Raw genomic sequence first — 26,355 nt, forward strand, 5'->3', positions numbered from 1 at the left:
AACACTTGTCCAGCTCTTTGTTACACTCGTTGCGTTGCCATTGAGAGTGAGGAAATATGCGTTATCTGAGCAAGGACGAGCGTCGGGAAGAAATATTACACGCTGCGATGCGCGTGGCCCTGTCTGAAGGGCTATCGGCGATGACCGTCCGCCGCATCGCTACCGAAGCGGGCATCGCGACCGGACAGGTTCATCATCATTTTGCTTCGGCGGGGGAACTCAAAGCGCTGGCGTTTGTACGGCTGATCCGCGATCTGCTGGATGCGGAGGTCGTGGGTGAAAATGCCGGCTGGCGCGAACGCTTGCACGCCATGCTCGGCAGCGATGACGGCGGGTTTGAGCCCTACATTCGCCTGTGGCGCGAAGCCCAGATCCTGGCAAGTCGGGATAACGACATAAAAGGTGCGTATGTTCTGACCATGGAAATGTGGCACCAGGAGACGGTGGCGATAATTCGTGCCGGGGCGGAGGCTAACGCCTTTACCCTCACCGACCGGCCAGAAAATATTGCCTGGCGCTTAATCGGGCTGGTCTGCGGTCTCGACGGTATTTACGTTTTAAATATGCCGGAAATGGACGATGCGGCATTTAATAAGCATCTGGACAAACTTATCTCCCTCGAATTGTTTTAATACTCCCATCGGAGTATTAATCTCCGTAAAAAGTTACATTTCGTAACACATAAAGCGAACCCTGATTCCCTTTCTAAACTCAGGGATTCGCTTTTTTTATCTATCCTTTCAGATGTATCCCAAAACATCCAATAACATCTACATACTACCAACAAGTATCTAACTGTTTTCAATTGTTTTTTTCTCTTAATCTGGTTGAGCAAGAGGGCGATATGTCACAACAAAGTGAGAAAAGTAATCAGCATCTATTGAGTAACTGGAAACCGGAAAACGCGCAATTTTGGGAAAATAAAGGGAAACATATCGCACGAAGAAACCTATGGATTTCCGTTGCTTGTTTACTGCTGGCGTTTTGCGTATGGATGTTATTTAGCGCCGTTGCGGTTAATCTTAATAAAGTCGGATTTAATTTCAGCACCGACCAGCTTTTTATGCTAACGGCATTACCTTCCCTGTCCGGCGCGATATTGCGTGTCCCCTACTCTTTTATGGTCCCGATATTTGGCGGGCGTTACTGGACCGTGCTAAGCACCGTCATTCTGGTGGTTCCCTGCGTCTGGCTTGGGTTCGCCATTCAGAATACCGCCACGCCATACTGGGTGTTTATCATCATCGCGCTGCTGTGCGGCTTTGCCGGGGCTAACTTTGCCTCCAGCATGGGCAATATCAGCTTCTTCTTCCCGAAAGCCAAACAGGGCAGCGCGCTGGGTATTAATGGCGGGCTGGGTAACCTGGGCGTCAGCGTCATGCAGCTGGTCGCGCCGCTGGTGATTTTCCTGCCAATGTTCACCTTCCTCGGCGTGCACGGCGTGCCGCAGGAAGACGGCTCAACGATGTGGCTGGCGAATGCCGCCTGGATCTGGGTGCCGCTGCTCATTCTGGCCACGATTGCCGCGTTCTTTGGCATGAACGATATCGCCAGCTCGAAAGCGTCCATTGCCAGCCAGTTGCCGGTGCTAAAACGCTTTCACCTGTGGCTGCTGAGCCTGCTGTATCTCGCCACCTTCGGCTCGTTTATCGGCTTCTCGGCGGGCTTTGCCATGCTGTCGAAAACCCAGTTCCCGGACGTTAACATCCTGCATCTCGCCTTCTTCGGCCCGCTGATTGGCGCACTGGCGCGTTCGGCGGGCGGAATGATCTCCGACCGGCTGGGCGGCGTGCGGGTTACGCTGATTAACTTCGTCTTTATGGCCGTCTTCAGCGCCCTGATTTTCCTGACGCTTCCCGGCTCCGGCTCCGGCAGCTTTATGGCGTTCTACCTGGTGTTTATGGGGCTGTTCCTCACCGCGGGTCTCGGCAGCGGATCGACCTTCCAGATGATTGCGATCATCTTCCGCCAAATCACCCTCGACCGCGTGAAAAAGCAAGGCGGCACCGACGAGCAGGCGCAGCACGAAGCGGTGACGGAAACCGCCGCCGCGCTGGGCTTTATCTCCGCCATCGGCGCGGTGGGTGGATTCTTTATCCCTAAAGCGTTCGGCACATCGCTGGCCATGACCGGTTCGCCGGTTGGGGCCATGAAAGTTTTCCTCGTGTTTTACATCGTCTGCGTGTTCGTCACCTGGCTGGTGTACGGCCGCAAATCCTCAAAAAAATAATAACTACATTTTCGCCGGAGCGTGATGCATCGCCCTCCGGCAATGCTATCGAAGCAGGAGAAATGTCATGAGCAAACTGTTGGACCGCTTCCGTTACTTCAAAACAAAAGGCGACAGTTTCGCCGAGGGGCACGGGCAGGTGTATCACACCAACCGCGACTGGGAGGACAGCTACCGTCAGCGCTGGCAGTTCGACAAAATTGTGCGTTCCACCCACGGCGTGAACTGCACCGGCTCCTGTAGCTGGAAGATTTACGTTAAAAACGGCCTGGTCACCTGGGAAACCCAGCAGACCGACTACCCGCGCACCCGCCCTGACCTGCCTAACCACGAGCCGCGCGGCTGCCCGCGTGGCGCAAGCTACTCCTGGTATCTCTACAGTGCCAACCGTCTTAAGTACCCGCTGGTGCGCCGCAGGCTGATCGAACTCTGGCGCGAGGCGCTGGCGCAGCACAGCGATCCGGTGCTGGCCTGGGACGCCATCCAGAACGATCCGCAAAAGGCGCAGAGCTACAGGAAGGTGCGCGGTAAAGGCGGGTTTATCCGCTCAAACTGGAAAGAGCTGAACCAGCTGATTGCCGCCGCTAACGTCTGGACCATCAAACATTACGGCCCGGACCGCGTGGCCGGTTTCTCCCCTATTCCTGCGATGTCGATGGTCTCTTACGCCGCCGGTACGCGCTACCTCTCCCTGCTCGGCGGCACCTGCCTAAGCTTCTACGACTGGTACTGCGATTTGCCGCCCGCGTCGCCGATGACGTGGGGCGAACAGACGGACGTACCGGAATCCGCAGACTGGTACAACTCCAGCTATATCATCGCCTGGGGCTCGAACGTGCCGCAGACGCGTACTCCCGACGCCCACTTCTTTACCGAGGTGCGCTACAAGGGCACCAAAACCGTTGCGATTACGCCGGACTTCTCGGAGGTCGCCAAGCTGAGCGACCAGTGGCTGGCGCCCAAACAGGGCACCGACAGCGCCCTCGCCATGGCGATGGGCCACGTGATCCTCAAAGAGTTCCACCTCGATAACCCGAGCGACTACTTCCTCAACTACTGCCGACGCTACACCGACATGCCGATGCTGGTGCTGCTCGACGAGCAGGCAGACGGCCGCCTGGTGCCGGGCCGGATGCTGCGCGCGTCCGATCTGGCCGACGGGCTGGGGGAAGCCAACAATCCGGAGTGGAAAACCATCGCCTTTAACGTGGCCGGGGATCTGGTGGTGCCAAACGGCTCCATCGGCTTCCGCTGGGGCGAAAAAGGCAAATGGAACCTGGAGTCGCTCGCCGCAGGCCAGGAAACCGAGCTGACGCTTTCCCTGCTCATGACCCACGACAGCGTGGCGGACGTTGCCTTCCCGTACTTTGGCGGCAACGAGAACCCGCACTTCCGCAGCGTGAAGCAGGAGCCGGTGCTGACGCGCCGCGTGCCGAGTAAAACCCTGACGCTGGCCGACGGTAGCCAGAGACGCGTGGTGAGCGTGTACGATCTGGTGCTCGCAAACTACGGCCTCGATCGCGGCCTGGACGACAGCAACGCCGCGTTAAATTACGCCGAGATTAAGGCCTATACCCCGGCCTGGGGCGAGCAAATTACCGGCGTACCCGCCTACCTGATCGAAAAAATTGCCCGCGAGTTTGCCGACACGGCGCACAAAACCCATGGCCGCTCGATGATCATCCTCGGTGCCGGTGTGAACCACTGGTATCACATGGACATGAACTACCGCGGGATGATCAATATGCTGGTCTTCTGCGGCTGCGTCGGGCAGAGCGGCGGCGGCTGGTCCCACTATGTCGGCCAGGAAAAACTGCGCCCGCAAACCGGCTGGCTGCCGCTGGCCTTCGCGCTGGACTGGAACCGCCCGCCGCGCCAGATGAACAGCACGTCTTACTTCTACAACCACGCCAGCCAGTGGCGCTATGAGAAGCTCACCGCGCAGGAACTGCTCTCCCCGCTCGCGGACGCGTCGAAGTTTACCGGTCACCTGATCGACTTCAACGTTCGCGCCGAGCGCATGGGCTGGCTGCCGTCCGCACCGCAGCTCAACCTCAACCCGCTGCACGTGAAGGCCCGCGCCGACGCCGCCGGAATGTCGCCGCAGGATTACACCGTGCACGCGTTAAAAACCGGTGATATCCGCTTCGCCTGCGAACAGCCGGACAACGGCAAGAACCATCCGCGTAACCTTTTCGTCTGGCGTTCAAACCTGCTCGGCTCGTCCGGTAAAGGCCACGAGTACATGCTGAAATACCTGCTCGGCACCGAGAGCGGGATCCAGGGTGAAGATTTAGGCTCAACGGACGACGTGAAGCCTGAAGAGGTCGAGTGGCAGACCGCCGCCATTGAGGGCAAGCTGGACCTGCTGGTGACGCTCGATTTCCGCATGTCCAGCACCTGCCTGTTCTCCGATATCGTCCTGCCTACCGCCACCTGGTATGAAAAAGACGATATGAATACTTCGGACATGCATCCGTTTATTCACCCGCTTTCCGCCGCCGTTGACCCGGCGTGGGAATCACGCAGCGACTGGGAGATCTACAAGGGCATCGCCAAAGTTTTCTCGGAGGTGTGCGTCGGCCACCTTGGCACCGAAACCGACGTGGTGCTTCAGCCGCTACAGCATGACTCTCCGGGGGAGCTGTCGCAGCCGTTTGATATCCTGGACTGGCGCAAAGGGGAATGCGACCTGATCCCCGGCAAAACCGCACCGAATATTGCGGTCGTCGAGCGCAACTATCCGGAAACCTATGAGCGCTTTACGGCTCTTGGGCCGCTGCTGGACAAGCTCGGCAACGGCGGGAAAGGCATTTCGTGGAACACGCAGAACGAGGTCGATTTCCTCGGCAAGCTCAACTACGTCAAGCTCGACGGTCCGGCGAAAGGCCGTCCGCGCATTGAAACGGCCATTGACGCCTCCGAGGTGATCCTTGCCCTTGCGCCAGAAACCAACGGTCAGGTGGCGGTCAAAGCCTGGGAAGCGCTGGGCGAACTGACCGGGCGCGACCACACCCATCTGGCGCTGAACAAGGAAGACGAGAAAATTCGCTTCCGCGATATTCAGGCGCAGCCGCGCAAAATCATCTCCAGCCCAACGTGGTCTGGCCTTGAGAGCGAACACGTGTCGTATAACGCGGGCTATACCAACGTGCATGAGCTGATCCCGTGGCGCACGCTGTCTGGTCGCCAGCAGTTGTATCAGGATCATGCCTGGATGCGCGCCTTCGGAGAGAGCCTGGTGGCTTATCGCCCACCGATTGATACCCGCAGCGTGACCCACATGCGCGAGATCCCGCCGAACGGCTTCCCGGAAAAAGCGCTGAACTTCCTGACGCCGCACCAGAAATGGGGCATCCACTCCACCTACAGCGAAAACCTGCTGATGCAGACCCTGTCGCGCGGGGGGCCCATCGTCTGGATCAGCGAAACCGACGCGCGCGAGCTGGGCATTGAGGACAATGACTGGATCGAAGCCTTTAACGCCAACGGCGCCCTCACCGCCCGCGCAGTGGTCAGCCAGCGCGTGCCGCCGGGCATGACCATGATGTACCACGCCCAGGAGCGCATTCTGAACATCCCGGGCTCGGAAGTGACCGGACGGCGCGGCGGGATCCACAACTCGGTCACCCGCGTCTGCCCAAAACCGACCCATATGATCGGCGGCTATGCGCAGCTGGCCTATAGCTTCAACTATTACGGTACCGTCGGCTCGAACCGCGACGAGTTCATCATGATCCGCAAAATGAAAAACATTAACTGGCTGGACGGCGAAGGTCGGGATCAGGTTCAGGAGGCGAAAAAATGAAAATACGCTCACAGGTTGGCATGGTACTGAATCTCGACAAATGCATTGGCTGCCACACCTGCTCGGTCACCTGCAAGAACGTCTGGACCGGGCGCGAAGGGATGGAGTATGCGTGGTTTAACAACGTGGAGACCAAGCCGGGCATCGGCTATCCGAAAAACTGGGAAGATCAGGACGAGTGGCAAGGCGGCTGGATACGCGGGATCCACGGCAAGCTGACCCCGCGCCTCGGCGGCAAAATGGGTGTGCTGTCGAAGATTTTTGCCAACCCCGTTCTGCCGCAGATTGACGATTACTACGAACCGTTCACCTTCGATTATCAGGATCTGCACCGCGCGCCGGAAGGCGATCACCTCCCTACCGCCCGCCCGCGCTCGCTGATTGACGGCAAGCGGATGGACAAAATCGTCTGGGGGCCAAACTGGGAGGAGCTGCTGGGCGGCGAGTTCGAAAAGCGCGCCCGCGACCGCAACTTCCAGAAGATCCAGAAAGAGATGTACGGCCAGTTTGAAAACACCTTCATGATGTATCTGCCGCGCCTGTGCGAGCACTGCCTGAACCCGAGCTGCGTGGCCACCTGCCCGAGCGGCGCAATTTACAAGCGCGAAGAGGACGGTATTGTGCTGATTGACCAGGACAAATGCCGCGGCTGGCGCCTGTGCATCAGCGGCTGTCCGTACAAGAAAATTTACTTCAACTGGAAGAGCGGCAAGTCCGAGAAATGCATCTTCTGCTATCCGCGCATCGAGTCCGGCCAGCCGACCGTTTGTTCGGAAACCTGCGTCGGTCGCATCCGCTATCTCGGCGTGCTGCTGTATGACGCGGACCGCATCGAAGAGGCCGCCAGCACCGAACATGAGACCGACCTGTATGAGCGCCAGTGCGACGTGTTCCTGGATCCGAACAACCCGGCGGTGATTGAAGAAGCGCTGAAGCAGGGCATCCCGCAGAACGTCATCGACGCGGCGCAGCGTTCACCGGTCTATAAAATGGCGATGGACTGGAAGCTCGCCCTGCCGCTGCACCCGGAATACCGCACCCTGCCGATGGTCTGGTACGTGCCGCCGCTGTCGCCAATTCAGTCCTACGCGGATGCCGGCGGCCTGCCGCAAAGCGACGGCGTTCTGCCCGCCGTCGAGAGCCTGCGCATCCCGGTGCAGTATCTGGCGAACATGCTCAGCGCGGGCGATACCGGCCCGGTGCTGCGAGCCCTGAAACGCATGATGGCGATGCGTCATTACAAACGCTCCCAGACCGTAGAAGGCGTGACCGATACCCGCGCCATTGAGGAAGTGGGCCTGACCGAAGCGCAGGTTGAGGAAATGTATCGCTACCTGGCTATCGCTAACTACGAAGACCGCTTCGTGATCCCGACCAGCCACCGCGAAATGGCGCGTGACGCCTTCCCGGAAAAAAATGGCTGCGGCTTCACCTTTGGCGACGGCTGCCACGGCTCCGATACCAAGTTCAACCTCTTCAACAGCAGCCGCATCGACGCGATTAACATCACCGAAGTGCGCGATCACGGGGAGGGAGAATAATGCAGATCCTTAAAATCATCGCGCTGCTCATTGAGTATCCCGATGAGCTGCTGTGGGAAAACCGCGAAGAAGCGCTTTCCCTGGTAGAACAGGACGCGCCCATGCTGCTGCCCTTCGCGCAGCAGCACCTGAGCGCCCCGCTGCTGGACAAGCAGGCAGAATGGTGCGAGGTGTTTGAACGGGGCCGCGCGACGTCGCTGCTGCTGTTCGAGCACGTTCACGCCGAGTCGCGCGATCGCGGTCAGGCAATGGTCGACCTGATGAGCCAGTATGAGAAAGCCGGGCTGGAGCTGGACTGCCGCGAGCTGCCCGACTACCTGCCGCTCTATCTGGAATATCTCAGCCTCGTCACCGACGACGAGGCGCGTGAAGGTCTTCAAAACGTCGCGCCGATCCTGGCGCTGATTGGTGGGCGTCTCAAGCAGCGCGGCGTGGCGCATTACCAGCTGTTTGACGCCTTGCTGACGATGGCCGGTACGCGGCTTTCCAGCGACAGCGTGGCGAAGCAGGTGTCCGGTGAAAAACGGGATGATACCCGTCAGGCGCTGGATGCCGTGTGGGAAGAGGAACAGGTGAAGTTTATCGAAGACAACGCGACGTCGTGCGACAGTTCGCCGATGCAGCAATATCAACGACGCTTTAGCCAGGACGTCGCGCCGCAGTACGTGGACGTCAGCGCCGGAGGCCCAAAATGACGCATTACCTGAACGTATTTTTCTATGATATTTACCCGTATATCTGCGCCACCGTCTTTTTCCTCGGCAGCTGGCTGCGCTACGACTACGGACAATACACCTGGCGCGCCTCGTCGAGCCAGATGCTCAGCAAGCGCGGTATGAACTGGGGCTCTAACCTGTTTCATATCGGGATTTTGGGGATTTTCTTCGGGCACCTGTTCGGGATGTTAACCCCGCACTGGATGTATGCCTGGTTTTTACCCGTCGCGGTTAAACAGCAGTTAGCCATGATTGCGGGAGGCATTTGCGGTGTACTGACGCTGATTGGTGGGTCGATGCTGCTGATCCGCCGCCTCTTCAACCAGCGGGTGCGCGCGACCTCGACCACGCCGGATATTATCATCATGAGTATCCTGCTGCTTCAGTGTATCCTGGGGCTGTCGACCATTCCTTTCTCCGCTCAGTATCCTGACGGGAGCGAGATGATGAAGCTGGTCGGCTGGGCGCAGGGGATCGTGACGTTCAGGGGGGGCTCGTCGGAGATGCTGAGCGGCGTCGCGCCGATCTTCCGGGTGCATCTGGTACTGGGGATGACGATTTTCCTCATCTTCCCGTTCACCCGCCTGGTGCACGTGTGGAGCGCGCCGTTTGAATATTTCACCCGTCGGTATCAGGTGGTGAGATCGCGTCGTTGATTTTGTCGGGTGGCGGCTTCGCCTTACCCGACCTACGGGCCCGGTAAGGCGCAGCCGCCACCGGGCTATTTCCCCGCCTGCGGATGCGTATCAAACCCCGCCATCACCGCCGTTAGTTCTGCCAGTGTAAAGCCGTGCTTCGGGTCGTCAACGCCCAACCCAAAGCGTTCCTGCATCAGCTGATACAGCGCCTGTGCATCCGGCAAATGGATCTGCTCCTCCACGTGACCGTTCTGCCAGTGGGTAAAGTTAAAGTTGGTCAGCGTCAGCTTACCTCCGTCCGGCAGGTGGCGACACATCAGCAGATGATGACGAAAATGGGACTGCGGCCAGTGCGCCGACCAGAAGTTTCCCATCACGTAATCGTTGAAGTATTGCGTCCCCAGGTCAAAATGGTACATCGACTGCCAGTGTTCGTGATGGCGGAACTGTAATACCCAGTCGTTACCCTCGCTCAGAAGACGGTACATGCCGTGCGGGGTTTCCTGCTCCTCGTTGGCGATCAAACGAATCGGCGCCGTCAACGTTTGTCCGCCAAATCCCACATCGGCGATCCAGCGTTCGCCGTTCAGCTCTACCAGAAGCAGCCGATGCGTGCGCGGCGGTATCTGGGACGGATTTGCCAGCACGACCCGCCCCAGCACGCTGCGCACGGTAAACCCGACTTCGCGCAGCACCCGCTCGAACAGACCGTTTTGCTCGAAGCAATACCCCCCGCGTCGCGCCGTCACCAGCTTGTCGACCAGACATTGATCTTCAAGATGGATTTCACGCGGCAGGACGACATCAATATTTTCGAACGGAATCGCACAGTTGTGGTGTAAATGCAGCCCCCGCAGGGTATCGATATCAACCTGTACGGGCTGCTGCCAGCCCGTGCGGGCGAAATAAGCACTCAGAAATGGGGACATGATTTGCTCCAGTATGGGATATTCCCTGTTTATAAACTATTTTGCCTAATGCATATGCGCAAAAGTGCTTTTTCGTCATACTCATCGTGTACATGAGGAGATCCTATGAGCCACTTTCGCCCCGTTGAATTACGCCATGCCAGCCGTCTTCTGAATCACGGGCCCACCGTGCTTATTACCAGTCGGGATGAAACGATAGACAGACGCAACGTTATGGCCGCCGCATGGTCCATGCCGGTGGAATTTGAACCGCCGCGCATCGCGATTGTGGTGGACAAAAGCGCCTGGTCGCGAGAGCTGATCGAGCGCAGCGGTAAATTCGGCATCGTTATCCCGGGCGTGGCGGCAGCGAACTGGACCTACGCGGTCGGCAGCGTCAGCGGGCGCGACGAGGATAAATTTAACTGCTACGGTATCCCGGTTATTTTTGGTCCTGAGCTTGGCCTGCCGGTTATAGAAGATAAATGTCTGGCGTGGATGGAGTGTCGGTTATTACCTGTCACTTCTGCGGCAGAAAAATATGACACCCTGTTTGGGGAGGTCGTTTCCGCCGCGGCGGATGAGCGCGCTTTTGTGGCCGGACGCTGGCAGTTTGACGAGGATAAGCTGAATACGTTGCATCATCTGGGGGCGGGCACGTTTGTGACGAGTGGGAAGATGGTGAAGGCGCTGGACTAGCACAACATCAAAAGAGAGAAGCCCTCTTCCTGAAGAAGAGGGCTTTTTTATTACTTCACGCGCTTCGCAATAATCTCATCCGCCACATTTCGCGGAGCCTCCGCAAAATGGTGGAACTCCATCGTATACGTTGCGCGCCCCTGCGACATCGATCGCAGCGTGGTGGCATAGCCAAACATCTCGGCCAGCGGGACGTCAGCGCGAATAATCTGGCTGCCATACTGCTCTGCCATCCCCTGTACCATGCCGCGACGGGAGGAGAGATCACCCATAATGTTCCCGGCATATTCCTCCGGCGTTTCCACCTCAACGTGCATCACCGGCTCAAGAATTACCGGGTCCGCCCGCCGCGCACCCTCTTTAAAACCGAGGATCGCCGCCATGCGGAAGGCCATCTCCGAGGAGTCGACATCGTGGTACGAACCAAAGGTCAGGGTCGCTTTCACATCCACAACCGGATAGCCCGCCAGCACCCCGGTGTTCATGGCTTCACGCAAGCCTTTCTCCACCGACGGGATGTACTCGCGCGGCACCACGCCGCCTTTAGTGGCATCTTCAAACACAAAACCACTCCCGGCCGCTAGCGGCTCGAAGCTCAGGACCACATGGCCGTACTGCCCTTTCCCGCCGGACTGTCGGACAAATTTCCCTTCAATATCCTTCACCGCTTTGCGCAGGGTTTCACGGTAGGTGACCTGAGGACGACCAATGTTCGCCTCGACGCCAAACTCGCGTTTCATGCGGTCGACGATGATTTCCAGATGCAGCTCGCCCATCCCGGAGATAATCGTCTGGCCGGATTCCTCATCCGTGTGCAGGCGGAACGACGGGTCCTCCGCCGCCAGGCGCTGTAGTGCGATCCCCATTTTCTCCTGATCGGCTTTGGTTTTCGGCTCGATCGCAAGCGAAATGACCGGATCCGGGAACTCCATCCGCTCAAGGGTGATCACCGCGTTCGGGTCGGTCAGCGTGTCGCCGGTAGTGACGTCTTTCAGCCCGACACAGGCTGCAATATCCCCTGCACGCAACTCGTCCACCTCATGGCGATCGTTGGCATGCATCAGCACAATGCGCCCGATACGCTCTTTCTTGCCCTTCACCGGGTTGTACACCGCGTCGCCTTTACGCAGTATGCCGGAATAGACGCGGATAAAGGTCAGCTGCCCGACGTACGGATCGCTCATCAGCTTGAAGGCCAGCGCCGAAAACGGTTCATCATCGCTTGGATGACGCTCAGCGTGCTGCCCGTCTTCGTCTACCCCATCAATAGCGGGTACGTCCAGTGGAGACGGCATCAGCTCAATCACCGCGTCAAGCATGCGCTGCACGCCCTTGTTCTTGAATGCGCTACCGCACAGCATCGGCTGGATTTCGCCGGAGATGGTCCGGACGCGCAGCCCCTGGATGATTTCCGCTTCATCCAGATCGCCCGTTTCCAGATACTTATCCATCAGCGCATCGCTGGCTTCTGCCGCAGCTGAGACCATTTTTTCTCGCCACTCCTGAGCGGTACTCAGCAGATCGTCCGGCACCGGCGCGTAGCTAAACGCCATACCCTGCGTGGCATCGTCCCAGAGGATGGTGCGCATCTTGATGAGATCCACCACGCCGGTGAAGTGTTCTTCCGCACCCACCGGAATCACGATCGGCACCGGATTGGCTTTCAGGCGCTCCTGCATCATCCGCACCACACGGAAGAAATCTGCGCCCGGGCGGTCCATTTTGTTGACGAATGCCAGCCGCGGGACGTGGTATTTATTCGCCTGACGCCAGACGGTTTCCGACTGCGGCTGCACGCCACCGACGGAGTCGTACACCATCACCGCGCCGTCGAGTACCCGCATGGAACGTTCCACCTCAATGGTAAAATCGACGTGCCCGGGGGTATCAATAATATTGATGCGGTGCGGTTCAAAACCTCTGTCCATGCCGGGCCAGAAACAGCTTACCGCCGCCGAAGTAATGGTGATCCCGCGCTCCTGCTCCTGCGCCATCCAGTCGGTGGTTGCCGCGCCATCGTGTACTTCACCCAGCTTGTGGCTCATCCCGGTGTAAAACAGGATGCGCTCGGTAGTGGTGGTTTTGCCGGCATCGATATGCGCGGAGATACCGATGTTGCGATAACGTTCGAGTGGAATGGGTCGGGGCATGATATTTCCTTAAGTCTTTGAGACTGGTTTGTGACGACCGGGATGGTCGCGTGTGCGTTCGTTTGTTATAATAGTCCTATTGTACGAGTATTATCGAACTATTTTTTAACGGTTGACCTATTGTTGATATAGCTCAATCTGACCCGAGACGCAGGAAAACGATGATCCCAAACCACCCGGAACCTGAACAAATACTGCTGGAAAATGTGCTGTTCGCCCTCGGAAATCCGCTGCGATTAGCGATCGTCCGAAAGCTGGCCGACGGCAGCGAACTGAGCTGTAACGCGCTGCGCCCGGACGACGTGGTGAAGTCCACCATGACTCACCACTGGCGCGTGCTGCGCGACAGCGGCGTGATCTGGCAGCGCCCGCAGGGGCGCGAGAATATGATTTCACTGAGAAGAGAGGATCTGGACGCCCGCTTTCCGGGACTGATGGCGATCCTGTTACAGTCGAAATCATAAGCGCTCACTGTAGGCCTTCAGCCAGCGCGCCCAGTGTCGCTTTTAACCAGTTGGTGACGCCTCGTTTACCGCTGCGTTTATGCGAATAAATTTTTACTTCAAACGGACTGATGTGGAACGGCAAGTCAAAAATTTTGATATTGGTAGCCGGCAGTAGCTTCTCAGCGGCGAATCGGGGTAATGCCATCAGCAGATCGCTTTCTGCTATAACAAACGGGGCGCTGAGCATGGACGGGGTTTTAATCGCAATGTGTCGGGTATAGCCCATGCGTTCAAGCTGCAAATCCAGCACCCCCTGCTTCTCGTTCCACGGCGTAACCACAAGATGCCGGGCGGCGAGATAATCCTCCAGCGTCAGTGCCATCCGGCTCGCATTGCTAATCACGACATACTCATCTTCGAACCAAGTAATCTCTTCCAGCTCCGGGTACCGGGGATCCTCGACGGTGCTGAATCCCAGGGCCAGATCGACCTCTCCAGCCAGTAACTCCGTCATCGCTGGGCTGTGCGGCAAATAACGTAATTCCAGACGCAGGCCAGGCGCCTCATGTTGAAGTACATTCATGAGTGCAGGAAATATGCAGAACGCAGTAAAGTCCGTTATCGCAATCTGCAAACACGCTGTACTCACAGCAGGATCAAACTCCGGCTGCGGCGAGAGCTCCCGATCGAGAGCCTTCAGGGCCGATGCAATAACAGGCGCAAGCTGCGTGGCATAGACGCTGGGACACATTCGATGCCCCTCCCGGTAAAACAGCGGGTCGTTGAGCGAAACACGCAGCCGTGACAGAGCATGGCTGAGCGCCGAGGTGCTCATCGCCAGCTCATCCGCCGCCAGTCGAACGGAACTGTGGCGATAAATGGCGTCAAAAACCGGCAGGAGGTTTAAATCAAGGCGCCTTAAGGCCGGATGCATAATATTCATCATTGGTTGATTTCATTGCACTTAATTCTTCTGACATTAGCCTTTATGCTTACCTCCATCAACAACGAACAGAAATAAAGGGAAACGAATGAGCATTACGATTCGTCAGGCGCGACCTGAAAATGCAGCGGCAATTTACGATATGATTTACGAACTCGCGGTCTATGAAAAAGCGCCAGAAGAAGTGGTCACCACTCCGGACGAGATCCGTAAAACGCTGTTTGGTGCAGACAGTAAAACCGAAGCGCTGATCGCCGAATATGCTGGCCGCGTGGTGGGGTATGCCGTTTTTTTCACCAGCTACTCCACCTGGCTTGGCCGCAACGGTATCTATATGGAAGATTTATATGTCTCCCCGGAATACCGCAACAAGGGAGCGGGAAAAGCGCTGCTAAAAAAAATCGCGCAATGCGCAGTGGAACGTAACTGCGGCCGGCTGGAATGGAGCGTGCTTGACTGGAACCAGTCTGCCATTGATTTTTATTTAAGCATCGGCGCGTTACCGCAGTCCGAATGGGTACGCTATCGTCTTGATGGGGATGCGTTGCGGGCATTTGCTGGCTAACGAAGCCATCGCGTGAAAACGCCCCTCTTTCTCAGGGGCATAATGACACTGAAAGCGTTACTGAAGCACGGAATATCTGAGAGAGAAATTACCGCCATTTTCCGTCTTCTCTGAGGCACTCGAAAGATCGGTGAACGAGGTTCATCCCGGCTGAGTCAGGCTGTAGACGGGGATCTGCCGGGTTGTCATCGTCAGCGTATCGAATACCTCAGTCTCTGACGTCACAATCCTCATGCCCGTTTTTCTTAACCGCTGCACGTCGGCGGCTATGCGCTGAATACCAAACCAGAACAGTCCGTCAAGCGCCGTGACCGCAAGCCCATTTTCCAGCGCCAGCTTGAGGCGCTCGCGAGGAGCTTTCACCTGCTGAGCAATGTGCCGGTAAGGTACTTCCGAACCGCCTGCCGCATCGATTCGCTGAATACGGGTCTTAAGATGATAGGTAAACTCATCGGGAATGCCGTTCAATCCTGCTTGAGGCTGTAGACGCAGCCAAAGCGTTTACCGTTGAAAAGGACATTTTTTTGACTGAGCTGAAACTCATTTCTGATCCCATCAACCAACTGCGGGGCGCGAGTGAGGAGTAACCGGAAGGGAAGCTCAAAGCTGGTGACATAATCCACATTCAGCAGCGCGAGACGCAGGCGCTCTTCGGCCCCTGATTTCTGGTCATGGCATTCGCGCATCACTTCCGCCCACTGACGCGTCAGGCGTTCTGGCTCGGCGGCTTCGGTGAGGAGGTATTTTTCGAGGTGATAATTGACTCTTCCGGTCATGTTTTGCATCCCGACAATGTGGATGCGGTCATTCTATCCAGCGCCGCAGGTTTTATAAAGGGCGGAGCGCACCGGCATCCGCCCCCCTTTTCTACTGCTGAATACGCGACTCGTCCGACATGTCGCTGGCAGAGAAGGTTCTTGCTGGAGAACGGGCCTGTTTTTTGCGTGCATAGCGGTCCGGCTGGCCTTCCGGGCGGGTTTTGAAGCGGCGATGCAGCCACATATATTGCTCGGGTGCCATCAGCACGGCGCGCTCAATCGCTCTGTTCATCTGCGTGGCCACCGACGCTTTATCGCCCCCCTGCAACGTATCGCTGATATCTTCCAGGATAATCAGCTCATACCCTGTACCGTCTGCTTTACGGCGCGGTACAAACGGGATCACGGCCGGTCTGGCACTTTTCACCAGCATGTAGCTCCCGGCCGTAGTGGCAGCGTCCGGGACGGCAAAAAACGGCACAAACACGCTATTCGCTTTGCCATAGTCGTGATCCGGGGCATACCACAGGATCTCATTTTGCTTCAGCGCACGGATCATGCCCTTCAGGTCATGGCGGTCAAGCATGGTTTTATTGGAACGCAGGCGCCCGCGCGTCTGTAGCCAGTCGAGCAGTGCATTATTGTTGGGTCGATACACTCCAATACCCGCGTTGAGCATACCGAAGATGCGCGCGCCCAGCTCCAGCGTGAGAAAATGCATGCCGATAAGCACCACGCCCTTTCCTTGCGCCCGAGCCTGTTCCATATGTTCGTAGCCGGTCACGCTAAAGTGTTTGCGCACGCGCCAGTCAGGCCAGAACCACGCTATCCCCGTTTCGATGACGCCCATTCCAACCGATTCAAAATTACGCTCGAGTAAACGCTCGCGCGCATCCTCTTTCATCTCCGGAAAGCAAAGCTCAAGATTTCGTCTGGCGATCTCCACGCGGCGTGGAAGCAGGCGCATGGCCAGACGCCCGAGCCCGTGCCCTGCTTTTAACAGAAGCGAATAGGGGAGCTGGACCGTACACCAGAGTGCGGCGATGCCTGCCCAGCTGAGCCAGTAACGAGGATGAATAAAGGCGAGTGAAAACCGAGGTAATTTTGTCATGAAAAAATTATCCTTTTACTATCTGTACTTAATCTGGTGCAGTTGCAGTGCTTACCTGCTGATTTAACGAATATTGTTCGGAAGGAAGAATTGTAGCGGAATCGTTATGGTTTTTATTATCGATTTTTGCGATAGCAAATAAAGGCGGAGATCGCCGGGTGACAGTGCACCACCCGGCAAGCGGATTACATCGAATAGCCGGGTTTCTTAATCAGCTTATCGAGTTTCGGGCCGATCTCGGTATCCCAAACCTGCGCCTTCCAGTCAGCTTCCTGAACTTCCTGAAGCGCCACGGAGATTGAGCGATCTTTGCTGTTCAGATGACGGGCGATCGCTTCGGCGATATCCGCCGCCAGCGCCGTTTTTTGTTCGTCATTCAGATCGCGTGGAAAACATTTGATATCAACATGTGGCATGGGCAGGGCTCCTTTTATAGGTGAGCGTTCCACGTTATCAGATTATGTCGTTAGCTTTTAGCACCTTGTGCAGTTCCGGCAGCGCGCAAACCGCATCCGCGATGGCGGTGATATGGGGCGTATTGGTGGCAAACCACTCATGACGTGGCCCCCAGGTACGCGCGACGGCAATATAGACGTCAAGCAGCGTCAGCTGTGTGCCAAAAGCGAAAGGCGAGGCGCTGAGTTGCGTGTCGAACCACAGATAGAGCGATTTTCGGTACTCAATGCAGTTTTTCTTCAGCTGTTCGGGAGCATCAGGCACCCAGCGTTCCGGATAGTCTGCATACGTAAAGGTGGGATAGACGTTGGCCACAAACCAGATGAGCAGGCGCTGAAACTGCTGGCGCTCGGCCTGCCCTACGGGCGGCGCGAGATCGGGACATCTGTCGAGCACCATCAGGGCAATCGCCGCAGTTTCCGTCACGATCGTCCCGTTTTCCAGCTCCAGCGTCGGCACCTGGCACAGCGGGTTCAGTTTTAACAGCAGTTCGCGCTGCGGGCCGGGCTGGTCAAACCCGTCCACGTTGACGAACTGATACGGGATGTCTGCCAGAGTCAGCATCACTTCACCGATTGCCGATCCCCAGCCGGGTACGCCATAGAGTTTGATCATGTTGCCCCCTCAGGGATGAAAACCCTAAGTGTAGAGCAGCATGACCAGGTTATCCCAGGCGGGAAAACTACAATACTTTCGACAAAAACTGGCGCGTTCGCGGGTGCGACGGTCGGTTTAACACGTCGTCGCTGCTGCCCTGCTCCACAATTTTTCCGTCAACCATAAACACCACCTGGTCCGCCACTTCCCGGGCAAAGCCGATCTCATGGGTAACCACCACCAGCGTGGTGCCGGAACGGGCCAGCTTTTTAATCACGTCCAGCACTTCGCCAACCAGTTCCGGGTCAAGCGCCGAGGTGGGCTCATCAAACAGCATTACGCGGGGGTGCAGCGCCAGCGCGCGGGCAATGGCAATGCGCTGCTGCTGGCCGCCGGAAAGGTGACGCGACCAGGCATCGGCTTTTTCACGCAGGCCGACCACATCCAGCAGGCTGTATGCGTTCTCGATGGCCGCCTTTCGGGTGAGTTTCTTATGCGCGATCGGCGCCTCAATCAGGTTTTCCAGCACCGTAAGATGCGGAAACAGGTTGAAGTTCTGAAAAACGTAGCCCACGTTAACGCGCTGTTTGAGGATCTCTTTCTCTTTAAGCTCGTACAGTTTGTCACCCTGGCGGCGGTAGCCAATGTACTCTCCGTCAATCTGAATAAAGCCTTCGTCTACGCGCTCCAGATGATTAATGGTACGCAGCAGCGTCGATTTCCCCGATCCGGATGGGCCGAGGATCACCGTGACGGAACCCGGCGGGATCTCAAGCGTGACGTTATCGAGCGCTTTATGTCGGCCAAAAAACTTGCTGACGCCGGTAATAGAAATGTGTCCTTCAGGAGAGGCTTGCATGAACAGGCTCCTGTGCTGGTGAGGTGGTAACGGAACGCGTCCGGCTGGCTGCCCGATTCTGGTTTACGGCGGAGCGGCGCTCGCTGCGGGCGAGCCCACGCTCAACGATATGCTGGATGGCAGACAGGACGGTGGTAATCACCAGATACCAGACGGCTCCCACCATCAGCAACGGGATCACCTCCTGCGTACGGTTGTAGATCATCTGGATCGTGTAGAACAGCTCCGGCATCGCCAGCACGTAAACCATCGCCGTACCCTTGGCGAGGCTGATGATTTCATTGAATCCGGACGGCAAAATGGTGCGCAGCGCCTGCGGAAGAATAATGCGCACGGTGCGACGCCACGCCGGCAGCCCAAGCGCGGCGGCCGCCTCATACTGGCCGTGATCGACCCCAAGGAAGCCCCCGCGAATAATTTCCGCCGTATAGGCGCTCTGCACCAGCGTCAGCCCCACGACGGCGGTAGAAAACTGCCCGAGCACGTTGATGGTTTCAACGCTGCCCCAGGTAATGCCGGTAAAAGGCACGCCGAGAGAGAGCGTGTCGTAGAGGTAGGAGAAGTTATAAAGAACGATCAGCACCACGATCAGCGGCAGCGAGCGGAAAAGCCAAATGTATCCCCATGCCAGGCTGCTCAACAGCCAGGATGACGAGAGCCGCGCCAGCGCCAGCATGCCGCCAATCACCACGCTCAGCACGGTGCCTATCAACGTGAGCAGCAGCGTCTGACCGACGCCTTGGAGGATCACCGGATCAAAGAACCAGCGAGCAAATACCGCCCACTCCCAGCGGGGATTAAAGGCCACGGACTGAATCACGACCGCCAGCACAAACAGCGCCACCGCAGCGCCGACTGCGCGTAGCGGATAACGTGCGGGGACCACTTTTATGGTTTCAACGTTGTTCATCGTCGCTCCTTATGCGGTTTTGCTGAGCGCTTCGCGGATCAGCGTTTTGGTGAAACGCAGCCGACCATCGAACGGCGGCTGGCTGTACTCTTCCGGATCGCGGTTGAGATCGAACTGCGGCTGATACCCCTGACTGAGATAGAGCCGTACCGCCTCCGGCTGACGAAACCCGGTAGTCAGGTACATGTGGCTGTAGCCCGCCAGTATCGCTCTGCGCTCCAGCTCCTGTACCACGCGCGCGGCCAGCCCCTGCTGGCGCAGCGTTTTATTCGTCCAGATACGTTTGATTTCTGCCGTGCGTTCGTCGAAGGGCTTGTAAGCGCCGGTAGCGATGATTTCGCCATCGCGCTCCAGCACGATAAACAGCCCCTGCGGCGCCAGGTACCACTCCGTCAGCTCGACTTCCGCATCCTTTGAAAAGTAGTCGCCGTAACGAGCGGCGTATTCACCGAACAGGCCGTTAATAATGGGCTGAAGATCGCTATCTTCCGGCGAAACGTCACGAAATTGTTCACGCATAGCGCCTCCTTAATCGCCCAGACCAGCCGGGTTAACCTCGGAACGGGGGATACGCTCAACGCCTTCTCCCCAGCGGTTCAGCACTTTGTCGTAATCTCCGTTCTTAATTACGCCGTTAAGCGCGGTTTGAACCGGTTCGACCAGGCCGCTCCCTTTTTTTAGCGTCACCGCGATATGCGCCGCCTTCGGCCAGCCGCCGTCGACGCTGCCGACCAGTTTGGTTTTACCGGTCAGCGCCGCTTTCCATGCGCCGATCACGTTCGGGCCAAAATAGGCGTCTGCACGACCTGACTGTAGCGCGAGGGTTTGCGCCGCATCGTCTTTGGTGTAGACCGGGATAAACGGCTTAAGCCCTTTTTGAAGGTTCTCTTCGTTCCACGCCAGCAGGATCGCCTCCTGGTTGGTGCCGGAGCCAACGATGATGCGCAGCCCGGCGATATCCTCCGCCTTCTGGATCGACACGATCGGGCTGGTGGATTTCACGTAAAAGCCAAGGGAATCCTTGCGATAGGTGGCAAAGTCGAACTTCTCTTTGCGCGCTTTGGTGACGGTGATGTTGCTGATCGCCGCGTCGTATTTCCCGGATGCCACTCCCAGCGGCCAGTCCTCCCAGGAGGTGGGAACCACGTTCAGCTCGAGCCCGAGGCTGTCCGCCACCAGGCGCGCAATGTCGACCTCACTCCCCAGCAGGGTTTTGTTGTCGTCGGAAAAGACCGTCAGCGGCGGCTGATTCAGCCCCGCCACCGCCACGGTAAATTTCCCCGGCACGGCAAAGCGATAGTCTTTCGGCAGTTGGGCGATCGCATCGCTGTTTTTGGCGGTGTCGATCGGCGTTTTATTAGCCTCAATGCTCACGCCGGTGCCGTTAATATTGACGTTCTCTGCCCAGACGGCAGGGGTAAAGGCCAGCGCAAGCGCCAGAATAAGCGATGATTTCTGCATAGCGTTTTTCTCTTTTATTGTTGTGTGAACTGATTTTTGGGTTCGTCTAAGCCCAGACTTTCGCGCAGCGTGGTGCCGGGATACTCGCTGCGGAACAGGCCGCGCGCCTGTAAAACGGGCACCACCTGGTCGACAAAGCGCGGGAAGGTATCCGGCGTACCGCCCTGAATGATGAAGCCGTCTGCCGCCTTCTCCTCGAACCAGGCCTGTAAACCATCGGCTACCTGCTCCGGCGTGCCGGAAAAACGCGGGCGCGGCGATGCGGCTTCCAGCGCGACCTGACGCAGAGTTAAGTTGCGCTCACGGGCGTTACGCTTGATGTCATCGGTGGTGCTGCGAAAGCTGTTTTTGCCTAAATCGCCGATATCCGGGAACGGCGCGTCAAGGGGATACTGGCTAAAGTCGTGATGCTCGAAATAACGCCCGAGATAGTTCAGCGCATCATGAATGGAGACCAGTGCCGCCGTGGTTTGATACTGGTTTTTAACGTCATCGGCGTCATTTCCGACAATCACGCTGACGCCCTGGAATATATGTAAATCACCCGCGCGGCGACCGTGACTTTCCAGCTGCCGTTTGACGTCGCGGTAAAAGGCCTGCGCTTCTTCCAGCGTGTCATGGTGGGTAAAGATGGCGTCGGCGTGTTTTGCTGCCAGCTTTTTACCGTCGTCGGACGCGCCGGCCTGAAAGACAATCGGACGTCCCTGCGGCGTGCGGCCAATATTCAGCGGGCCGGAAACCTGGAAGAAGTCACCATGGTGATCCAGGGTGTGCAGTTTCGACGCGTCAAAAAACTGTCCGCTCTCTTTATTGCGGATAAAGGCATCCCCTTCCCAGGAGTCCCACAGCCCTTTCACCACGTCGAGATACTCATCGGCAATGCGGTAGCGCAGCGCATGCTCAGGGTGTTTTTCGCGGGAGAAATTCTTCGCCGATCCTTCCAGCGGTGAGGTCACTACGTTCCAGCCCGCGCGACCGTTGCTCAGGTGATCGAGGCTGGCAAACTGACGCGCAACGGTGAAAGGCTCGCTGTAGGAAGTGGACAACGTGCCGACCAGCCCCAGGCGCGAGGTGACGCTTGCCAGCGCGGACAACACCGTCAGCGGCTCAAAACGGTTTAAAAAATGCGGAATGGATTTCTCGTTAATATAAAGACCGTCAGCAACGAAGATAAAGTCGAGCTTGCCCTCTTCCGCTTTTAATGCCGTTTCTTTTACGAAATCAAAATTTATACTGGCATCCGCGACCGCCGCCGGATGACGCCAGGCGGACATATTTCCGGATGCACCATGCAAAATGGTCCCCAGCCGCAATTGACGATGTGCAGACATATTCACCTCAAATAAATTAAACGTGTTGCAGGGCTTTTTCCGCGAGCTGTGCAAAATAGCGGGCAGCGGGTTCAATTAATGCTTCGTCAGGGTTAAATGCCGGGTGATGTAAACCAAACGGGCTGTTGCTGCCAATGCTGACAAACGCGCCGGGAACGTTTTGCAGATAGACCGCAAAATCTTCTCCGCCCATGTGCAGTTCAGCATGACGGGTTTCATACCCCGCCTCGCGCGCGACCGAGGTGGCAAACCCGGCCCAGTGCTCGTCGTTCACCAGCGCGGTGGGTCCGGCGTACCAGGTGATGTTGATCTGCGCGCTAAAGGCGCTGGCGAATCCGGCGGCGATTTCACCGACGCGTGCCTTTACGTTCTGCTGCACTTCCATGCGGTGCGTGCGCAGCGTGCCCTCCAGCTCAACGCTTTCCGGCAGCACGTTCCAGGTATTCCCGCCGGCGATGCGCGTCACGCTCAGCACGACTGAATCCAGCGTGTTAACGTTACGGCTGGCGACGCTTTGCAGCGCGGTCACCAGCTGGCTTGCCAGCACGATGGCGTCGTTGCCTTCATGGGGGCGTGCGGCGTGCGCGCCTTTACCGGTGATGTGAATAACAAAGCGATCGACGTTGGCATAGAATGGGCCGCCGCGCGTGGCAAATTCACCAACCGGCAGTGACGGCTCGTTATGCATCCCGAAAATCGCGCGAACGTCGCGTAACGCCCCGGCCCGCACCATGCTTTTCGCTCCGCCGAAATTTTCTTCCGCAGGCTGGAACAGGATCCGCACGCGACCGTTGAGCGAAGCTTCCCGCTCCTTCAGCTTTAACGCGGCACCGAGGATCACGCTGGTGTGAACGTCGTGACCGCAGGCGTGCATCACTCCCGCACGCCGGGAGCTGAACGGCACTCCGCTGCGCTCGTCGATAGGTAACGCGTCGATATCGGCGCGCAGCGCAATCAGTGCCTTGCCTTGACCTATCTCCGTAACCAGCCCGGTCTGAAGATCGTAATCCAGCGGGGCGATCCCGGCCGCCGTCAGCCACTCGCGCAGGCGGGCCGTTGTTTCGACCTCCTGACCGGACAGCTCAGGGTACTGGTGCAGCTCCCGGCGCCAGGCAATCAGCTGTTCGCTGAAGTTCATACGGTAACCTCCCTGTTAAGACGCGCCTCGGCCAGCAGTCGCAGGGACTGCACGCGCGTTGCGCCGTCAGCGACCGGCGTGTCGATGATAAATTCGTCAATGCCCCACTGCTGATGCAGCGCATTGAGCTGTTCAAGCACCGATTCCGCCGTTCCGGCCAGCAGAGACTGCGCCCGACGCGCGATGCGCACCGGTTCACTGCCCGCCTGCCGCGCAAAGGCGTAGGCCTGTTCTTCGCTGGCCACGGTAACGCGCTGCCCGTTTGCCAGCGCCACGCCCCACACTTCAACCTTTTGCGCCAGCGCGTCGGCCTCGGCCTGGGTTGGGGCAACAATCACCTGCACGGCCACTATCACCTCCCGGACGCTGTGTTGACGCCAGGCTGTGACCACCTCGCGCAGCAGCTCAGGGTCACCGTTCAGGTGTGCGGCAAAGACAAAACGCCAGTCGAGGGAGGCCGCCAGCAGCGCGCTTTCGGTGCTGGCGCCCAGCAGAAATCCCCGGGCAGGTACCGGAGGCAGAGGCGTGGCGCGAACCGTCTCCTCCGCAGACTGATTTTCAGGGCGGATCCAGCGATCGAGCTGCGTCAGTTGTTCCGCAAAGCTGCCTTTCTCCAGCGGATTAAGGCCGCGCTGCAACGCGCGGGTAGAGAGCGGCAGACCGCCGGGCGCTTTACCGACGCCCAGATCAACCCGGCCCGGCGCGATGGCAGCCAGTACGTTAAAGTTTTCAGCGACTTTATAGGGGCTGTAATGTTGCAGCATGACGCCGCCTGAGCCCACGCGAATACGCTTTGTTTGCCCGAGGATCCAGGCAATCAGCAGTTCCGGCGAGGGGCTGGCAAGCTGCGGGGTATTGTGGTGTTCGGCAATCCAGAAGCGGTGATAACCCAACGTTTCCGCCTGCTGCGCCAGCGTTAAGGTGCGCGCCAGCGCATCGGCGGCGGTTTCGTGTTCTGCGACGGGGCTTTTATCCAGAATGCTGATTCGCCATGACATGTTGCGTTCTCGTTTGACTTAACATGTCGTCATTATTAAAGGCGGATTTCACCTCTGAGAAACAATTAATTTACATTTGGATTGCCGGAAAACGGAAATAGAGGATCTGTCAACGGAGTGATTTGAGCGATGTAATGAGTGTTACCGCTTCCGCAGGTGCCTATATATTGTTTTTACTGTGCCGTACCGTCTTCCAGTGTCGTAATCGACATTATCGCCTATAAATTGCTCATTGAAGCCCTGCGGCATTCATAATCTCTCCCTGGCAGTAATTATCAAGTAAACCTGATGGATTAATCAGCGTTCACCGGCCTTTTTGCCTAAAAAAGCGCCACGATTCAGCGCATTGCGATCCCCGTCTGCTCTGACCACACGATTTCCTTCGACATGCATCACTTTCGACACGGTTATATTTTGCGTCGCTTATCAATTGCGGGTAGGATGCCTCGCCATGTTTTGCCTTATCCATACACAGAATGACTGGAAAGGCAGCATGTGTCTGCGCAGAAGCAATCGTTTGTTTCGGCCTCTGCCAGGCAGGACTATCACGTTAATGGTTCAGACAGGCAAACAGGTAACTCAATGAAAACAAGCAATAAAAGCGCAGCCGATCATCATGCTGCGAAACGTCGCTGGTTGAACTCTCACGAAGAGGGCTATCACAAGGCGATGGGCAACCGTCAGGTGCAGATGATCGCCATCGGCGGCGCTATCGGTACGGGTCTGTTTTTAGGTGCAGGCGCACGTCTGCAAATGGCCGGCCCCGCTCTCGCCCTGGTCTATCTGGTGTGCGGGATCTTCTCTTTCTTCATTCTTCGTGCCCTGGGCGAGCTGGTGCTTCACCGCCCTTCCAGCGGCAGCTTTGTCTCTTACGCCCGTGAGTTTCTCGGTGAAAAAGCCGCGTATGTCGCAGGCTGGATGTACTTCGTAAACTGGGCCATGACAGGCATCGTCGATATCACCGCCGTCGCGCTGTACATGCACTACTGGGGCGCGTTTGGCGATGTGCCACAGTGGGTGTTCGCTCTGGGGGCGCTGGCGATTGTCGGGACCATGAACATGATTGGCGTGAAGTGGTTCGCCGAGATGGAGTTCTGGTTCGCGCTGGTGAAGGTGTTGGCCATCGTGATCTTCCTGGTGGTCGGTACCGTATTCCTCGGCACCGGTAAACCGCTGGACGGCAACGCGACCGGCTTCCACCTGATAACCGATAACGGCGGTTTCTTCCCGCACGGCCTGCTGCCAGCCCTGGTTCTGGTGCAGGGCGTGGTGTTCGCCTTTGCCTCCATTGAGCTGGTCGGTACGGCGGCAGGTGAATGTAAAGACCCGCAGATGATGGTGCCAAAAGCGATCAACAGCGTAATCTGGCGTATCGGCCTGTTCTACGTTGGCTCCGTGGTGCTGCTTGTACTGCTGCTGCCATGGAACGCGTACCAGGCGGGTCAAAGTCCGTTTGTGACCTTCTTCTCTAAGCTGGGCGTGCCGTATGTGGGCAGCATCATGAACATCGTGGTATTGACCGCTGCGCTCTCCAGCCTGAACTCCGGCCTCTATTCAACAGGCCGTATTCTGCGCTCCATGTCGATGGGCGGATCTGCGCCGAAGTTTATGTCGAAAATGAGCAAGCAGCAGGTGCCTTACGCGGGTATTCTGGCCACGCTGGTGGTGTACGTCTTCGGCGTGTTCCTGAACTATCTGGTTCCGTCTCAGGTGTTTGAGATCGTACTGAACGTCGCCGCGCTGGGCATCATCGCCTCCTGGGCCTTTATCGTGGTGTGTCAGATGCGTCTGCGTAAGGCGATCAAAGAAGGGAAAGCGGCTGACGTCAGCTTCAAGCTGCCGGGCGCGCCGGTGACCTCCTGGCTTACCCTGCTGTTCCTGCTGAGCGTGCTGGTGCTGATGGCGTTCGACTACCCGAACGGTACTTACACCATCGCGACGATCCCGCTGCTGGCGGTGTTGCTGATTGCCGGCTGGTTTGGCGTGCGTAAACGCGTGAACGAAATTCACAGTACTGCACCGGTTCATCCTGAAGAGGGCAAACAGGACGGTCCGCTGGTGGAAGAGACGTCGCGTTAATAAAAAAGCCGGG

The 26,355-nt window shown here is 57.5% G+C and carries 21 protein-coding genes and 2 pseudogenes; 10 read left to right on the forward strand and 13 right to left on the reverse strand.

What is annotated here, in order from left to right:
• Positions 1–56 precede the first annotated feature (56 nt).
• The 6 genes from INF58_RS07460 to narI all read left to right on the forward strand — a co-directional run bounded on the left by INF58_RS07460 (position 57) and on the right by narI (position 8,951).
• On the forward strand, positions 57–632 hold the full coding sequence (locus INF58_RS07460) for a TetR family transcriptional regulator (protein WP_193527403.1): 576 nt from the start codon (positions 57–59) through the stop codon (positions 630–632).
• Between the two features lie 212 nt (positions 633–844).
• Complete coding sequence (locus INF58_RS07465; protein ID WP_063451251.1) at positions 845–2,230, forward strand: NarK family nitrate/nitrite MFS transporter; 1,386 nt, start codon at positions 845–847, stop codon at positions 2,228–2,230.
• A gap of 67 nt (positions 2,231–2,297) precedes the next feature.
• The gene (locus tag INF58_RS07470) at positions 2,298–6,038 is read left to right on the forward strand and encodes a nitrate reductase subunit alpha (RefSeq protein ID WP_193527404.1); all 3,741 of its coding nucleotides are present in this window, start codon (positions 2,298–2,300) and stop codon (positions 6,036–6,038) included.
• The gene (narH, locus tag INF58_RS07475; protein WP_193527405.1) at positions 6,035–7,579 is read left to right on the forward strand and encodes a nitrate reductase subunit beta; all 1,545 of its coding nucleotides are present in this window, start codon (positions 6,035–6,037) and stop codon (positions 7,577–7,579) included. Before INF58_RS07470 ends, narH begins: the two co-directional genes overlap by 4 nt.
• Positions 7,579–8,274 (forward strand): nitrate reductase molybdenum cofactor assembly chaperone, encoded by a 696-nt coding sequence (narW, locus tag INF58_RS07480; RefSeq protein ID WP_063866655.1) that lies wholly within the window; start codon positions 7,579–7,581, stop codon positions 8,272–8,274. Before narH ends, narW begins: the two co-directional genes overlap by 1 nt.
• Positions 8,271–8,951 (forward strand): respiratory nitrate reductase subunit gamma, encoded by a 681-nt coding sequence (gene narI / locus INF58_RS07485; protein WP_063451247.1) that lies wholly within the window; start codon positions 8,271–8,273, stop codon positions 8,949–8,951. The genes narW and narI overlap by 4 nt, the downstream gene beginning before the upstream one ends.
• Positions 8,952–9,016: 65 nt before the next feature.
• Here narI and nhoA read toward each other — a convergent pair whose 3' ends face one another.
• Positions 9,017–9,862, reverse strand: coding sequence for an N-hydroxyarylamine O-acetyltransferase (gene nhoA, locus INF58_RS07490; protein WP_193527406.1), 846 nt, complete (start codon positions 9,860–9,862; stop codon positions 9,017–9,019).
• Positions 9,863–9,967: 105 nt separating this feature from the next.
• Between nhoA and INF58_RS07495 the strand changes: the two genes are divergently transcribed.
• A complete protein-coding gene (locus INF58_RS07495; protein WP_193527407.1) occupies positions 9,968–10,540 on the forward strand; it encodes a flavin reductase family protein in 573 nt (190 codons plus the stop codon).
• A gap of 50 nt (positions 10,541–10,590) precedes the next feature.
• On the opposite strand, the gene fusA is transcribed toward INF58_RS07495, so the two are convergent.
• Positions 10,591–12,690, reverse strand: coding sequence for an elongation factor G (gene fusA, locus INF58_RS07500; protein ID WP_193527408.1), 2,100 nt, complete (start codon positions 12,688–12,690; stop codon positions 10,591–10,593).
• Positions 12,691–12,851: 161 nt separating this feature from the next.
• On the opposite strand from fusA, the gene INF58_RS07505 reads away from it, so the two are divergent.
• Positions 12,852–13,154 (forward strand): helix-turn-helix transcriptional regulator, encoded by a 303-nt coding sequence (locus tag INF58_RS07505; RefSeq protein WP_193527409.1) that lies wholly within the window; start codon positions 12,852–12,854, stop codon positions 13,152–13,154.
• Positions 13,155–13,158: 4 nt separating this feature from the next.
• Here the strand turns inward: INF58_RS07505 and INF58_RS07510 are convergent, their stop codons facing one another.
• Entirely contained in the window at positions 13,159–14,082 is a 924-nt protein-coding gene (locus INF58_RS07510; RefSeq protein ID WP_193527410.1) for a LysR family transcriptional regulator, read from the reverse strand.
• Between the two features lie 85 nt (positions 14,083–14,167).
• Between INF58_RS07510 and INF58_RS07515 the strand changes: the two genes are divergently transcribed.
• A complete protein-coding gene (locus INF58_RS07515; RefSeq protein WP_193527411.1) occupies positions 14,168–14,644 on the forward strand; it encodes a GNAT family N-acetyltransferase in 477 nt (158 codons plus the stop codon).
• A gap of 141 nt (positions 14,645–14,785) precedes the next feature.
• On the opposite strand, the pseudogene INF58_RS07520 reads toward INF58_RS07515, so the two are convergent.
• The 10 genes and pseudogenes from INF58_RS07520 to INF58_RS07570 all read right to left on the reverse strand — a co-directional run bounded on the left by INF58_RS07520 (position 14,786) and on the right by INF58_RS07570 (position 24,263).
• Positions 14,786–15,420, reverse strand: a pseudogene (locus INF58_RS07520) (helix-turn-helix domain-containing protein).
• A gap of 91 nt (positions 15,421–15,511) precedes the next feature.
• Positions 15,512–16,513: a Kdo(2)-lipid IV(A) acyltransferase gene (locus INF58_RS07525; protein ID WP_193527412.1), complete on the reverse strand. Its 1,002-nt coding sequence runs from the start codon at positions 16,511–16,513 to the stop codon at positions 15,512–15,514.
• A 185-nt stretch (positions 16,514–16,698) separates the two neighbouring features.
• Positions 16,699–16,929, reverse strand: coding sequence for a tautomerase PptA (gene pptA, locus INF58_RS07530; protein ID WP_063866648.1), 231 nt, complete (start codon positions 16,927–16,929; stop codon positions 16,699–16,701).
• A 37-nt stretch (positions 16,930–16,966) separates the two neighbouring features.
• Positions 16,967–17,584, reverse strand: a complete 618-nt coding sequence (locus tag INF58_RS07535; RefSeq protein WP_063866647.1) for a glutathione S-transferase family protein — start codon at positions 17,582–17,584, stop codon at positions 16,967–16,969.
• 67 nt (positions 17,585–17,651) lie between these two features.
• Positions 17,652–18,425 carry an amino acid ABC transporter ATP-binding protein gene (locus INF58_RS07540; RefSeq protein ID WP_193527413.1) on the reverse strand — a complete coding sequence of 258 codons (774 nt, stop codon included), beginning with the start codon at positions 18,423–18,425 and terminating at the stop codon, positions 17,652–17,654.
• On the reverse strand, positions 18,409–19,335 hold the full coding sequence (locus INF58_RS07545) for an amino acid ABC transporter permease (protein WP_193527414.1): 927 nt from the start codon (positions 19,333–19,335) through the stop codon (positions 18,409–18,411). Before INF58_RS07545 ends, INF58_RS07540 begins: the two co-directional genes overlap by 17 nt.
• 9 nt (positions 19,336–19,344) lie before the next feature.
• Positions 19,345–19,854, reverse strand: a complete 510-nt coding sequence (locus INF58_RS07550; protein WP_193033939.1) for a GNAT family N-acetyltransferase — start codon at positions 19,852–19,854, stop codon at positions 19,345–19,347.
• 9 nt (positions 19,855–19,863) lie between these two features.
• Positions 19,864–22,127, reverse strand: a pseudogene (locus INF58_RS20925) (NtaA/DmoA family FMN-dependent monooxygenase).
• Between the two features lie 16 nt (positions 22,128–22,143).
• Entirely contained in the window at positions 22,144–23,265 is a 1,122-nt protein-coding gene (locus tag INF58_RS07565; protein WP_193527417.1) for an amidohydrolase, read from the reverse strand.
• Positions 23,262–24,263, reverse strand: a complete 1,002-nt coding sequence (locus INF58_RS07570; RefSeq protein ID WP_193527418.1) for an MsnO8 family LLM class oxidoreductase — start codon at positions 24,261–24,263, stop codon at positions 23,262–23,264. Before INF58_RS07570 ends, INF58_RS07565 begins: the two co-directional genes overlap by 4 nt.
• 582 nt (positions 24,264–24,845) lie before the next feature.
• Between INF58_RS07570 and ansP the strand changes: the two genes are divergently transcribed.
• Positions 24,846–26,342, forward strand: coding sequence for an L-asparagine permease (ansP, locus tag INF58_RS07575; RefSeq protein ID WP_193527419.1), 1,497 nt, complete (start codon positions 24,846–24,848; stop codon positions 26,340–26,342).
• The last annotated feature ends 13 nt before the right edge of the window (positions 26,343–26,355 follow it).

The organism is Enterobacter cloacae complex sp. P24RS (assembly GCF_014982165.1).
In the GTDB taxonomy this organism is placed as follows: domain Bacteria; phylum Pseudomonadota; class Gammaproteobacteria; order Enterobacterales; family Enterobacteriaceae; genus Enterobacter; species Enterobacter quasihormaechei.

Coding starts and splice junctions, on each gene's coding strand:
- INF58_RS07565 (WP_193527417.1), bottom strand. CDS start 23,265: ATGAACTTCAGCGAACAGCTGATTGCCTGGCGCCGGGAGCTGCACCAG.
- INF58_RS07570 (WP_193527418.1), bottom strand. CDS start 24,263: ATGTCATGGCGAATCAGCATTCTGGATAAAAGCCCCGTCGCAGAACAC.
- fusA (WP_193527408.1), bottom strand. CDS start 12,690: ATGCCCCGACCCATTCCACTCGAACGTTATCGCAACATCGGTATCTCC.
- INF58_RS07510 (WP_193527410.1), bottom strand. CDS start 14,082: ATGATGAATATTATGCATCCGGCCTTAAGGCGCCTTGATTTAAACCTC.
- INF58_RS07550 (WP_193033939.1), bottom strand. CDS start 19,854: ATGCGTGAACAATTTCGTGACGTTTCGCCGGAAGATAGCGATCTTCAG.
- INF58_RS07540 (WP_193527413.1), bottom strand. CDS start 18,425: ATGCAAGCCTCTCCTGAAGGACACATTTCTATTACCGGCGTCAGCAAG.
- pptA (WP_063866648.1), bottom strand. CDS start 16,929: ATGCCACATGTTGATATCAAATGTTTTCCACGCGATCTGAATGACGAA.
- INF58_RS07515 (WP_193527411.1), top strand. CDS start 14,168: ATGAGCATTACGATTCGTCAGGCGCGACCTGAAAATGCAGCGGCAATT.
- narW (WP_063866655.1), top strand. CDS start 7,579: ATGCAGATCCTTAAAATCATCGCGCTGCTCATTGAGTATCCCGATGAG.
- narH (WP_193527405.1), top strand. CDS start 6,035: ATGAAAATACGCTCACAGGTTGGCATGGTACTGAATCTCGACAAATGC.
- INF58_RS07545 (WP_193527414.1), bottom strand. CDS start 19,335: ATGAACAACGTTGAAACCATAAAAGTGGTCCCCGCACGTTATCCGCTA.
- ansP (WP_193527419.1), top strand. CDS start 24,846: ATGAAAACAAGCAATAAAAGCGCAGCCGATCATCATGCTGCGAAACGT.
- INF58_RS07505 (WP_193527409.1), top strand. CDS start 12,852: ATGATCCCAAACCACCCGGAACCTGAACAAATACTGCTGGAAAATGTG.
- INF58_RS07495 (WP_193527407.1), top strand. CDS start 9,968: ATGAGCCACTTTCGCCCCGTTGAATTACGCCATGCCAGCCGTCTTCTG.
- INF58_RS07535 (WP_063866647.1), bottom strand. CDS start 17,584: ATGATCAAACTCTATGGCGTACCCGGCTGGGGATCGGCAATCGGTGAA.
- INF58_RS07470 (WP_193527404.1), top strand. CDS start 2,298: ATGAGCAAACTGTTGGACCGCTTCCGTTACTTCAAAACAAAAGGCGAC.
- narI (WP_063451247.1), top strand. CDS start 8,271: ATGACGCATTACCTGAACGTATTTTTCTATGATATTTACCCGTATATC.
- INF58_RS07460 (WP_193527403.1), top strand. CDS start 57: ATGCGTTATCTGAGCAAGGACGAGCGTCGGGAAGAAATATTACACGCT.
- INF58_RS07465 (WP_063451251.1), top strand. CDS start 845: ATGTCACAACAAAGTGAGAAAAGTAATCAGCATCTATTGAGTAACTGG.
- nhoA (WP_193527406.1), bottom strand. CDS start 9,862: ATGTCCCCATTTCTGAGTGCTTATTTCGCCCGCACGGGCTGGCAGCAG.
- INF58_RS07525 (WP_193527412.1), bottom strand. CDS start 16,513: ATGACAAAATTACCTCGGTTTTCACTCGCCTTTATTCATCCTCGTTAC.